The 11,283-nt window shown below is 41.2% G+C and carries 13 protein-coding genes; 8 read left to right on the top strand and 5 right to left on the bottom strand.

Translation table 11 applies throughout. From position 1 onward, the window contains the following. Positions 1-25: 25 nt before the first annotated feature. A complete protein-coding gene (locus tag PSF31_RS16580; protein WP_096863922.1) occupies positions 26-217 on the top strand; it encodes a YpfN family protein in 192 nt (63 codons plus the stop codon). Here PSF31_RS16580 and PSF31_RS16575 read toward each other — a convergent pair. Both PSF31_RS16575 and PSF31_RS16570 read right to left on the bottom strand, forming a co-directional pair. Continuing rightward, positions 198-2,219: a tRNA(Met) cytidine acetyltransferase TmcA gene (locus tag PSF31_RS16575; RefSeq protein WP_096863900.1), complete on the bottom strand. Its 2,022-nt coding sequence runs from the start codon at positions 2,217-2,219 to the stop codon at positions 198-200. The genes PSF31_RS16580 and PSF31_RS16575 overlap by 20 nt on opposite strands. A 7-nt stretch (positions 2,220-2,226) precedes the next feature. Then, positions 2,227-2,679, bottom strand: a complete 453-nt coding sequence (locus PSF31_RS16570) for a DUF441 domain-containing protein (protein ID WP_004253572.1) — start codon at positions 2,677-2,679, stop codon at positions 2,227-2,229. A 582-nt stretch (positions 2,680-3,261) separates the two neighbouring features. Between PSF31_RS16570 and PSF31_RS16565 the strand changes: the two genes are divergently transcribed. From PSF31_RS16565 to PSF31_RS16545, 5 genes are read left to right on the top strand one after another with little or no spacing between them, the layout of a single operon-like run. Further along, a complete protein-coding gene (locus tag PSF31_RS16565; RefSeq protein WP_096863899.1) occupies positions 3,262-3,687 on the top strand; it encodes a PPC domain-containing DNA-binding protein in 426 nt (141 codons plus the stop codon). 36 nt (positions 3,688-3,723) lie between these two features. Continuing rightward, positions 3,724-4,305, top strand: a complete 582-nt coding sequence (locus PSF31_RS16560) for a membrane protein (protein ID WP_036957659.1) — start codon at positions 3,724-3,726, stop codon at positions 4,303-4,305. Beyond that, the gene (locus tag PSF31_RS16555) at positions 4,306-5,010 is read left to right on the top strand and encodes an energy-coupling factor transporter transmembrane component T (protein ID WP_096863898.1); all 705 of its coding nucleotides are present in this window, start codon (positions 4,306-4,308) and stop codon (positions 5,008-5,010) included. It abuts the gene before it with no gap. Continuing rightward, positions 5,001-5,864, top strand: coding sequence for an energy-coupling factor ABC transporter ATP-binding protein (locus tag PSF31_RS16550; RefSeq protein ID WP_096863897.1), 864 nt, complete (start codon positions 5,001-5,003; stop codon positions 5,862-5,864). The genes PSF31_RS16555 and PSF31_RS16550 overlap by 10 nt, the downstream gene beginning before the upstream one ends. Then, positions 5,851-6,672 carry an energy-coupling factor ABC transporter ATP-binding protein gene (locus PSF31_RS16545; protein ID WP_096863896.1) on the top strand — a complete coding sequence of 274 codons (822 nt, stop codon included), beginning with the start codon at positions 5,851-5,853 and terminating at the stop codon, positions 6,670-6,672. The genes PSF31_RS16550 and PSF31_RS16545 overlap by 14 nt, the downstream gene beginning before the upstream one ends. A 52-nt stretch (positions 6,673-6,724) precedes the next feature. Here the strand turns inward: PSF31_RS16545 and purC are convergent, their stop codons facing one another. The 3 genes from purC to dapA form a co-directional block, all read right to left on the bottom strand. After that, positions 6,725-7,438: a phosphoribosylaminoimidazolesuccinocarboxamide synthase gene (purC, locus tag PSF31_RS16540; protein WP_004911363.1), complete on the bottom strand. Its 714-nt coding sequence runs from the start codon at positions 7,436-7,438 to the stop codon at positions 6,725-6,727. Between the two features lie 522 nt (positions 7,439-7,960). After that, on the bottom strand, positions 7,961-9,016 hold the full coding sequence (gene bamC / locus PSF31_RS16535; RefSeq protein WP_004253551.1) for an outer membrane protein assembly factor BamC: 1,056 nt from the start codon (positions 9,014-9,016) through the stop codon (positions 7,961-7,963). A 16-nt stretch (positions 9,017-9,032) separates the two neighbouring features. After that, positions 9,033-9,941, bottom strand: a complete 909-nt coding sequence (dapA, locus tag PSF31_RS16530) for a 4-hydroxy-tetrahydrodipicolinate synthase (protein WP_004253550.1) — start codon at positions 9,939-9,941, stop codon at positions 9,033-9,035. 287 nt (positions 9,942-10,228) lie between these two features. Between dapA and PSF31_RS16525 the strand changes: the two genes are divergently transcribed. After that, positions 10,229-10,786 carry a glycine cleavage system transcriptional repressor gene (locus tag PSF31_RS16525; RefSeq protein ID WP_004253549.1) on the top strand — a complete coding sequence of 186 codons (558 nt, stop codon included), beginning with the start codon at positions 10,229-10,231 and terminating at the stop codon, positions 10,784-10,786. Between the two features lie 14 nt (positions 10,787-10,800). Beyond that, a complete protein-coding gene (bcp, locus tag PSF31_RS16520; protein WP_004253548.1) occupies positions 10,801-11,271 on the top strand; it encodes a thioredoxin-dependent thiol peroxidase in 471 nt (156 codons plus the stop codon). Positions 11,272-11,283: the final 12 nt, after the last annotated feature.

Here is an 11,283-nt window from a genome sequence, read left to right as displayed (position 1 = left end):
AAAGAATGACGAATGGAAGGTGAATATGCAATGGTTGACAGACTACTGGTGGATAATCTTGCTCCTATTGGTTGGGCTTATCTGGAACTCAGTCAAAGAAATGATGAAATTGGACCCCAAAAAATTTTTAGATAACAAGCCTGAAATCCCTCCGCATCAGGATAATAACCATCTTTGGGATGATGAAGACGATTGCCCTAAAGACAAGAAGAAGTAATTTTCTGCTTTATTTCAGCTAAAAGTGCTGGTTGGTATTGTTTTACCTGTATACCAACCTCTTCTCTTACTCGTTGTAGCCATTGCTTTTGCCCTGTAATACCGACATCCGCGCAAATCTTGGAGATAGGTTCACATAATACAAAATGCCGTCTGAGGAGAGGAAGCCCGTTTGTTTCTTCCCTCAATAAACGCATAATTGCACTTGTACTCGCCGAAATTGGGCGCTTAAACTCACTAAAACCGATCAGTTCTATCCAATCATCTGTCACTAGTTGCTGCTGTGGATCCGTTTCGAACGCAAACTCTTGTAAATCACTGCGCCAATATAGGTCACGTTTTAATCGGGATTCGCCTTGTTCACAAAGTTGGTATGCACGGTTTGAAATAGGTAAAATAGCCATCGCGGTAAAACAGCCACTACTGGCTTCTTTATGCGAACCTATTCGTATTAACCGAAAGCCCGCTTTTTGCCAAAATGCGACTAAGTCTGGTGTTAATCCAAAACTAACAGATAAAAAATCTAACCCTTGCTCTGTAGCAATTGCTTTCTGTTTTTCTAAAAGCGTTAAACCAATTTGGCGCCTACGGTAGTTCGCATCAACGGCAATACGCATCACTCGGCGAGATAGCCATTGTGCCGCAATGGGGAAATAACTATGAGCTGCTAAAGATTGGACAACTAAATTTCCTCTTGGTCGACGAAGCCCAGCCCATATTTGCCAGCTCAATGATTCGGTTAACTGTCCTTCATCTACCATCCATAATGCACCTAAATAGGTACAATCATCAGACTCGGCTTTTGCCACCATAAAATGTTGTTGCTGGGCATCCAATAGTCGTCGTAAATCTAATGGTGACGTTCGATAATGTGCACTCATCAATAAGCCATAAAACGCTTTTAATTGCTCATTATTTTCCGCTAATGATGCCTGAGTTAACGCTTTATATTCAGTATTTCCAGCAAGAACCGTTTGAGTGGTGGGTTCTTGCAGCAATAAAGCCTCATTGACCCACAATTCTAAGGGATCATTAGCCGCATAGCGCATTGGGTTATCAAGTTGTAGTAAAGTGAAATGGGCTAAACTTGCACAGAACTTTAGCGTAAATCCACGCCCTGTTCCTTCATAACCATCGACTGTCGTAGTTAATAAAACTCGGGGAAAATACCCCACCAGCTCACGTAATATATAATTAGGAATAGCAGAAGCTTCATCGATGACTAGCCAATCTGCTGTTATTTTTTCATTGCTGCGGCAGTACGCTAATAAGTTATCAGGGGACCAAAAATTAATCTTTTGTCCTGCGTGCCGACTTAAAACTTCCGTCGCCACTTTGGCGGGAGCACAACACCAACTCTCTCCCATAAATTGTTTTATTAACATCCCAGCTATTGCAGATTTTCCGCGCCCTCTCGGGGCTATCAAGCCCCAAATGCCATGTTTTGCTTTTAATAATTGGCTAATTATTTGTTGCTGCTGTTCTGTTGGCTGGCCTGTCGGTGCTTGCCATAATGGTTTGTTATTTAGTAATGAAAAATCAGGCTCATCTCCTTGTTTATAAAATAAAATATCGGAAGATGTTTGGAAAGTCCGTTGCAAATGGTGAACAAAATTCGGTGTCGGAATTAGACCCAATTGTTCATTCCAACGTAGGCTGTCTAGATCAGCATTTGTCGCCCACTCAGTTTGAGGTGCAGTACATAAAACTAACAAGCTCCCTGCTTTTAACGTGCCAGCAAGCATGGCTAGGGCTTCACTATGAAAACCTTTACGCGCATCAAAGATGCCATGTAAAAATTCACGGCCCAATAATAGATGTGCATTTTCTGGGGAAACCCCTTGTGGCAAATTCGCTGAAATGGTTAACCAGTCGCCATCAATGGCTGTCTGAAATTCGTTGAGTTGCTGTTCCACCCACGCACTGTCACCAGAAAGAACCATAAGACGACGCATGCCAACCATATGTAGCTGTTCGATAATAACAGGAAGCAATTTCACCATCGTAATACTATGATTTACCAATTAATAGTGACAAGATCCCGGCAGCAATTAAAGGCCCTACAGGAACACCACGGAATAAAGCAACACCAATAACAGTTCCAACAAGTAAGCCTGCAACAGTAGAAGGTTGATGGGACATTAATGTGACACCTCGGCTACCTAACCAAGAAACGGCGATCCCGATGACAATTGCAAGAATCGATTTCCAATTCAAAAATGAGCTCAATACTTCATTTGCCGTTATTTTACCGCTCGCAATTGGCGCCATAACACCGATAGTTAAGATAAGTATCCCAATGGTTAAGCCATATTTTTCAACCCATGGAAAATAATTATTCAATGGTGTTATTCTGACCACCAATAAAAATAACATCGCAAGAGTGACTGTCATATTATGACTAATGATACCTAACCCGGCTAATACCAGTAGAATGATTAATGTTGGATCAACATGACTCATAGATTTATCCCTGTAAAACGCATAATTATAATTTATTAGCAGCAAATAGACTGATTTAAAAACATGTTATTGGCTCATCATCAAAGAAGCAAATATTAACGCCAACTCTTTTTATTTTTACGGTAACGATATTTTCATTAATAAAAAACCTTACTATTTCCGCACAATTTATTAACTCAAGTGCGACATTTTAGCTGTTCTTTATTATCTATTTAATACTTTTCAATAGAGGTCTTCTTAGCATATTTCACGGTGACAAGCCGAATTGTACATAAAATTAGCATGGCAATACAGATAACTCCCATCGCCACCAAAACTTAAGCTAAATATTCGGAATATTTATCACTGTTTATTTTTTTATTTCTGCATTTTTTTTATATTTATCATCATAAAAACCAACTTGTGGTGCCTTTTGCTGAAGATAGTGCTAAATACCTTTACAACCAGACAATCCATCTCAATTACGTATAATAATCACCAATAATTAATACAGAAAAATCATAACTTAGCATTATTTATAATTTTAATGATTTACATGGTTGTGCGACGCTCTGCGCAAGCACAATGATTAGGATTAACAATATGAACCAATCTTTATCCCCCTTTTCAAACGCTCGTTTTATTGCTATCCGCTTAGTGCCTGGAGAAGATGCGCTTTTAGCATTAAAACGAAAAATTGAGCAACACGGCCTACAAGCGGCATTTATTGCCAGTAGCGTCGGCAGCTTAACTCATGTCGCACTGCGTTTTGCCGGCCAAGAAAACACGTTTCACACAACAGGCAAATTCGAAATTGTTTCATTAATTGGCACTTTAGATGCCAACGGCGAACACCTGCATTTGTCTGTCTCTGATGAAGAAGGAAAAGTTCTCGGTGGCCATATGATGCCGGGTTGTACTGTTAGAACAACATTAGAGCTGATTATTGGGGAACTTGAAAAAGTTAATTTCACTCGTGAACCTTGCCTTTTGTCTGGTTATGAAGAGCTTATCATCACTTCTCGCTAATTTTATTATTCCATTACTGTAAGGAATGACTTTGTCATGAGTAAAACGTCGATTATTTCTAGTCGTACACTGACTTTAATTGTTTTTTCTATTGCTATTAATATGGTTATTGGCCAATTAAGCTCAATGTTAAAACTGCCGATATTCCTAGATTCTATAGGAACATTAATTTGTGCATTATTAGCAGGCCCTTGGGTTGCACTATTGAGTGGATTATTAACAAATCTATTATGGGGTTTACTCAGCGGCCCAATTGCAGCGGCTTTCGCCCCTGTCGCGATGATGATTGGCCTGAGTGCTGGGTTATTAGCTCGCGCAGGTGGTTTTCGCACCTTACCAAGAGTGATTTTATCCGGTGTTGTCATTACTTTTGCGTTGATGATCGTTGCTGTTCCCATTCGCACTTACTTGTTTGCAGGAACAACCGGTAGCGGCGCTGACTTTTTTGTCGCGTATTTTCATGCTGTTGGCGATAACTTATTAGAATCGGTGGCAATTACAGTATTAGGCGCCAATATTGCAGATAAAGTCGCATCAGCCATTATTGCTTGGTTATTGGTTCGACAATTACCAGAACGTGTCCAACGTAATTATCCAAATATGGCTAAGGTCCGTTAAATGCATCCATTTACCTCGCTGACAATTTGGTTTTGGCTCAGTGTAAGCTCGCTTTTCTTACCATTGAGCTGGACATTAATTCTGCTAGGTTGCAGCACATTTGGTGTTTTATTATTTTGGCGGCCCGCACGCCACCGATGGAAAATAGTTGCGTGGATTATGCTTCCCATGGCGGCAGGGCTTTGGTTAATTCATGGTGGCTGGCTAGCTCAGCTATTAACCGGAGCCACATTAAAAAATAGCCGCCCTGAATTTGCGTTGGCATTGTGGTTTAAGTTATTAACGATTATTAGCGCTTCTCAACTTTGGCTGCAGTATGTACCGACTGAACGTTTCATTCGTGCTTTGTTTGCAAGCCGTTTACCTGCAAGTTTTGCATACCTACTCGCGGGCCCGTTATTACTTGCAGAACAATTTCGCCAGCAATTGAACACTATCCGTGAAGCACAATTAGCGAGAGGCGTTCCTCTTGATGGGCGCTTTTGGCAACGTGTTATATCGTTACCTGCCCTATTATTTCCACTTGCCAGTAATACCTTAAGTGAACTAAGCATTCGTGGAGCCGCGTTAGATATGCGTGGTTTTCGTTATTGTGCCAAACGCACCACATTAAACCCGCCTAGAGATAGCTCACTCCAAGCAGTACTTAGATATGGGTTAGTTCTGTTAATTTTCATTGAAGGTGGTCTCTCTCTGTGGTGGTGAATCTACAACAAATGCGCTTCATTCCACAAGGTGCGGAGCAGTCCCTATTAGGGCCGATTGATCTTCAGCTAAACGCAGGCCAATGGCTATGCATATTTGGCGGTAACGGCAGCGGAAAAAGCACATTAGCGCAAATACTCGCCGGTTGGCACAATGACCTCATTCAGGGGAAAATCGAAGGAACCGCAGAGATATTACGAGCGCCCTTAGCTGACAACTCCGTGGTTCAGGTGTCTATATCACGCCAACTAGTTCAGCAATCCCCCCAATTACAACTTTCAGGCTGTGCGTTTACCGTTGAACAGGAAATTGCGTTCGGGCCTGAGAACCTCGGTTTAACACCCGACGAAATTAGTGAGCGAGTTGAGCTTGCCATTGAACTGACGTTTTGTGGGGCACTGCGAACGCGCCATCCTGCAACCTTGTCAGGCGGTGAAGCGCAACGAGTGGTGTTAGCAAGCGCATTAGCTATGCAACCCAAACTCCTGTTACTTGATGAAGCCTTTAGTCGGCTCACACCGAGTGCAACACAACGCATCTTAACGCAATTACAACGCTATACAGAACAAACAGGCTGTAGCATTATTTTTTTTGAGCGCAACTTATTACCAGCCACCAGTTTCTGTGACTCATTCCTTTTGCTGAGTACGGGTAAAACCTTTTTAGAGGCTGGGAAAATGGTCGCAACAGGTGGTTTAAATGATGTTTTTCTTGATGCCATTGAAACAATCAATATGCCAGATGCTTGGCGCGCGGTAGGTGAACTGCTCAAATTAGGGTATTGGCAAGGAAATATTCCCCACGATGAAGCACAATTGCTACAGATGTTTAAGGAGCGATATGTTACAGCTTGAAAACCTGAGTTATCGTTGGCCAAGTTCAACTATTGATAACATACAATCTTTATCTCTATCTATTCGCCCTGGTGAATGGGTCGCTGTAGTTGGGGATAATGGTGCAGGTAAATCAACGCTATTGCGCCTTTTAGCGGGGTTATTGCGCCCAACACAAGGTGATATTCGGCTTGATCGCCTCCCGCTTAATCTTCTTTCCTCCCCACAAAGAGCTAACCATATTGGGATCTTATTCCAAGAAGCTGAGAAACAAATTTTTCATAGTTGTGTACGTGATGAAATTGCTTTTGGTTTAAAACGCCAAAAACATCATAAACGTGATATTCAAGCGCGAGTACAGCAAGCACTTGAAATTTGCCACTTATCCGATGTGGCGGATAAACACCCTTTAGATTTACATGCAGGCCAACGCAGGATGGTTGCTGTTGCCTGCTTAGAGGCTGTTTCACCTAAACTATTGCTACTTGATGAACCAAGCCGTGACTTTGATGCCTTTTGGATGCGAAAATTCGAAGATTGGCTGACATTACAACGCGAAAAAGGGGTAAGCGTCGTTTCTATTAGCCACGACCTTGATTTTGTTGCTCGCCATTTTCAACGCGTATTGCATTTATCAAATGGCCAACTCATCGCTGATGGTCAACCAACGGAAATATTAAGCCATCCAGAGTTACAAGTTGAAAGCCCACTTCCTGCACCGACATTGATATCACTTAGTCAGCAACTACAAATAAATACTACTGATACCACTCTTTCATCATGGATCACACATTTTATTAACCAACAGTCGCGCCCGATTAATAACTAAAAAAATAGCCTGCAATGCAGGCTAAAATCTCATTCAAATTATAGGAAATTAATTAATCTAACTGCACGCCAATACGGCGGGCGACCTCTTCGTAAGCTTCAATTAAACCACCAAGACTCTGACGAAAACGGTCTTTATCCATTTTATTCAGTGTTTCTTTGTCCCATAAACGGCTACCGTCTGGGGAAAACTCATCACCTAAGACAACTTGGCCTTTATACAAGCCGAACTCCAGTTTAAAATCGACTAAAATTAACCCTGCATCTGCAAAAATTTTACTGAGCACTTCATTGGCTTTGTAGCTTAGCTCACGCATTTTAGCCAAATTTTCTTTACTCACCCAACCAAAAGTCTCACAGTACGATTCATTCACCATCGGGTCGTGCTTGGCATCGTCCTTTAAGAATAAGTCAAATAAAGGCGGGTTTAACACCATGCCTTCTTCAACACCTAAGCGTTTTACCAGTGAACCCGCTGCACGGTTGCGGATTACACACTCAACCGGCACCATATCTAACTTTTTCACTAGAGCTTCTGTGTCAGACAATAATGCTTCCATTTGCGTTGGAATACCGGCTGCTTCTAATTTGCTCATAATGAAATGGTTAAACTTGTTATTTACCATACCTTTACGGTCAAACTGCTCGATACGCTCACCATCGAGTGCTGATGTATCATTACGGAACTCCAGAACCAGTAGATCAGGATCCTCTGTGGTATAGACTGTTTTTGCCTTACCACGATACAACTCAGCTTTCTTTTGCATCTTACACACTCCAGGGATGTGATTAAACTAAACAAAAATCAACCTGCACAGCAGATTCAGATAAGTAACAGAAGAACAAAAACCATTCAAATGGCCTATTCATTGTTAATTTTCTGCTCTGTTTCAGTCAGTTACTGAAATTCACCATGTAAAACGCTAACTAGCTGATATTCAATATTTTATAATTGACTGCTAATCATGATAATAAAATTCCGGAGCGGACGCAAACGATTACTTAACCATAAATACTGATTTTTTGTCCATTTGTTTTAAGTGAAAACATGAAAGATAAAATTAGCCTTCCAGAGAAGGAAAATTGAAACTGATGGAATGCTAATTAATAATTAACTAAGCATATAGGTTACGATAAGCATTAAATAAACAAAATACAGAGCTGATAACCACCAGCCTATGCGTATGAAGCTTAATATCTTTACCCCAATACAAACCCATCCAATTTAAATAAAAAAACCGCAGCTTGTATTTAAGCTACGGTTTAATTAGTCATCTAAAAATGTTGAATTATTGCTTTTTGGCTGGTGCTTTACTAAACGCCGCTTTCAGTGCAGCAACCATTTCATCATTTTGTTTTTGTGTTAAAGGAACACCTTTGGTGGTGATAAATTGCAGTGTACTACGGTTATTTAAATCACCGACCTGTACTTTATAATCCGCTTCTGGCACAGTTGGGTCATCAATGCCCAACGCCTGCCATTCTGAGCTGCTTAAACCTTTATAAGTCACCATCACAGAACCACTTGAACGTGTACGGTCACCCACTTTCATGCCAACACTTTCTAAGGTGTGTGGTAAGCGTTCCCATACCGCATCAAATGGCGCACGAACAACAACTAAAGGTAAGCCAGTATCATCACTACCTGTTTGAACATCAATGATACCATAAGCATTTTGGATGCTATTTTTGTTTGAAGTATCACGCAACGTATATAAGTTATCGGTTAATTCATTCAATAACAGTTTGTTATAACGTTGAGTTTCGACAACATCGGTAATGGTCTCACCACCTTGACGTAAGCCTAAGCTGGTTACCGTTAACGCCATCATACCATTTTCTGGTTGCACTGTTACTTTATGGCGACTCTCAATCGGTACGTTTTCATCTGCACGATCCCATTTGACCCAATCGGTTTCAATTGAGCGAGAACCATCATCTTTAGATGAAACTGGAATACCTCTTTGCTCTAAGATCATCGTAACTTGTGACCAAAGTGCACTATTTTCAGGTGTATTTTCTAGCAACAAACGACTTGCTTGAGCGCTATCCTCTGTACGAGAACCCGCTAATTGCGAAATTGTCAGTACTGGCGGACGAATGTCTAACGCTTTCCCTATTGCCCCTGTTGATGTGGCTTTAGGGATATCATACTCACCATTTTGTTCTGGTAATGTCAGCCCTTGTGGCACATTCAACACTTTCAATGGCGCAGCATTGAGATATTCCTCATCACCACTGACCTGACGTTTATAGCGCTGATCGCTGGAGCAGGCTGCCAGTAACACGACAAGTGACAGGCCAGCAACCTTCATAACCTTCGATTTTTGCAATAATGTTGCCATTAAAATTCCCTAAATTTTACAGTAACCCAGCGAGCTTCAAGGCTTCCTCAACTTTTTGCTGGCCCGAGGTGGTTAACGGTGTCATTGGCAACCGTAATGTACCATCTGCAATCAGGCCTAAGCGATGACAGCCCCATTTCGCTGGAATTGGATTTGGTTCAACAAATAACTGAAGATGAAGCCCCATCAGTTTTTTATTTAATTCACGCGCCTCAGTATATTTGCCTGCAAGCGCTAAGTCACACATTTTTACCATCTGTGGTGCCGCAACGTTGGATGTGACTGAAATAACGCCTTGACCACCCAGTTGCATGAAATCAAGTGCTGTTGCGTCATCACCTGTTAACAGTACAAAATTATCATCAACCAGTTCTTTGATTTGATGAACCCTAGCTAAGTTCCCTGTTGCTTCTTTAATTGCAACAATATTCGCCAGTTTTGCTAAACGCCCAACGGTTTCAGGCAACATATCACAGCCAGTCCGTGATGGTACATTATAAAGAATCTGTGGCAAGCTCGTGTTTTCTGAAATTGCTTTAAAGTGTTGATATAACCCTTCCTGAGAAGGCCTATTATAATAAGGTGTTACCGTCAGGCAAGCAACTACACCACTGTTTTCAAACTCATTTGTCAGCGAAATAGCTTCAGCTGTCGCATTTGCGCCTGCTCCTGCAATAATAGGAATACGGCCATCCGCTAATTCAAGTGTCGCTTTCACGACATCCACATGTTCTTTGTGCGTTAAGGTTGCTGATTCGCCAGTTGTACCAACAGAAACAATCGCAGTTGTTCCGCTTTCAACATGATAATCCACCAATTTTTTTAAGCTGGCTTTATCTAAACGCCCCGCCGAATCCATTGGTGTGATAACTGCAACAATGCTTCCCGTTAAAAAATCTTTATAATTTGCGTTTCCATTAGCCATAGCGATACCCCCTCAATAATTGAACTACCATGTTACTTTTTCATTTCAAAGAAGAAAACCACCCAACAGCAAGAATTTAATGAATTTTGTTAATGCCGAGCACATTAACTTAAATAGAAGTAATAATTCACTGATATTTCTCGCAAGAGTCTATTTCCCCTCTTGGCAGATTGTCTTTTTTATGGTTTCCTTACCTTCATAGTCAGTCAGTTTTTAGTGCTAGAATTTTACTGCTATATTCTAATCAAATGTTTAACTGACATAATTAAAATACTAAGGAATAGACTTTGCCTAAGACTGAACAGCAATTTCTTGTCATTACTGCGCTGGGAACAGATCGTCCGGGCATTGTGAATACTATTACACGGCTAGTCAGCGAGTGTGATTGTAATATTGAAGATAGTCGCTTAGCGATGTTTGGCAAGGAATTTACCTTCATTATGATGCTTTCAGGCAGTTGGAATGCTATCACCCTTTTAGAGGCGACATTGCCACCTAAGGGCGCCGAGCTCGATTTGCTCATCGTAATGAAAAGAACCCAGAGTGTTCAAACAACCTATTACCCATCGACAGTAACAGTGAATGTTGTTGTTGACGATGCACCCCGTATTGTCGAGCAATTCACAAATTTATTCACAACCTCGCAGTGTAATATCGCAGAGCTTGTTTCTAAAACACAACCAGCCAATAATGATATGCCCGCTCAACTGGAGATTCAGATTACTGCACACGACCCGTTGGACGATAATGGCATAATCATAAAAAATAAATTTCAACAACTGTGTACAATGCTAAATGCTAAAGGCAACATAAGTATTGTTAACAACCCCAACATGCAAAGTTAACGGAGATATATGTAATGAACCCATTGAAAGCCGGTGATAAGGCGCCTCAATTTAGCCTTCCTGACCAAGATGGTGAGCTCATCAATCTTTCTGATTATCAGGGTCAGCGCGTATTAGTTTACTTTTATCCTAAAGCGATGACCCCTGGTTGTACTGTTCAAGCGTGTGGTCTACGTGATGAAATGGATACACTTAAAGCGAAAGGTGTCGAAGTATTAGGTATTAGCACAGACAAACCAGAGAAACTGTCTCGTTTCGCTGAAAAAGAGATGTTGAACTTCACTTTATTATCAGATGAAGACCACCAAGTATGTGAGCAATTTGGGGTTTGGGGTGAAAAACAATTCATGGGGAAAACCTATGATGGGATTCATCGTATTAGCTTCCTCGTTGACCCTACTGGGAAAATAGAACACGTCTTTGACAATTTTAAAACCAGTAACCACCACGAAATCGTGCTTGATTACATTAATACACACGCTTAATCGCCACATCTT

It is taken from the genome of Providencia sp. PROV156, from assembly GCF_028480905.1.
Classification (GTDB): Bacteria; Pseudomonadota; Gammaproteobacteria; order Enterobacterales; family Enterobacteriaceae; genus Providencia; species Providencia hangzhouensis.
This window is presented reverse-complemented; position numbering and strand designations above follow the sequence as displayed.

What these genes read in the sequence shown, in the direction of transcription:
- PSF31_RS16580 (WP_096863922.1), top strand. Translation starts at nt 26, where the DNA reads ATGCAATGGTTGACAGACTACTGGTGGATAATCTTGCTCCTATTGGTT.
- PSF31_RS16575 (WP_096863900.1), bottom strand. Translation starts at nt 2,219, where the DNA reads ATGGTGAAATTGCTTCCTGTTATTATCGAACAGCTACATATGGTTGGC.
- PSF31_RS16570 (WP_004253572.1), bottom strand. Translation starts at nt 2,679, where the DNA reads ATGAGTCATGTTGATCCAACATTAATCATTCTACTGGTATTAGCCGGG.
- PSF31_RS16565 (WP_096863899.1), top strand. Translation starts at nt 3,262, where the DNA reads ATGAACCAATCTTTATCCCCCTTTTCAAACGCTCGTTTTATTGCTATC.
- PSF31_RS16560 (WP_036957659.1), top strand. Translation starts at nt 3,724, where the DNA reads ATGAGTAAAACGTCGATTATTTCTAGTCGTACACTGACTTTAATTGTT.
- PSF31_RS16555 (WP_096863898.1), top strand. Translation starts at nt 4,306, where the DNA reads ATGCATCCATTTACCTCGCTGACAATTTGGTTTTGGCTCAGTGTAAGC.
- PSF31_RS16545 (WP_096863896.1), top strand. Translation starts at nt 5,851, where the DNA reads ATGTTACAGCTTGAAAACCTGAGTTATCGTTGGCCAAGTTCAACTATT.
- purC (WP_004911363.1), bottom strand. Translation starts at nt 7,438, where the DNA reads ATGCAAAAGAAAGCTGAGTTGTATCGTGGTAAGGCAAAAACAGTCTAT.
- bamC (WP_004253551.1), bottom strand. Translation starts at nt 9,016, where the DNA reads ATGGCAACATTATTGCAAAAATCGAAGGTTATGAAGGTTGCTGGCCTG.
- dapA (WP_004253550.1), bottom strand. Translation starts at nt 9,941, where the DNA reads ATGGCTAATGGAAACGCAAATTATAAAGATTTTTTAACGGGAAGCATT.
- bcp (WP_004253548.1), top strand. Translation starts at nt 10,801, where the DNA reads ATGAACCCATTGAAAGCCGGTGATAAGGCGCCTCAATTTAGCCTTCCT.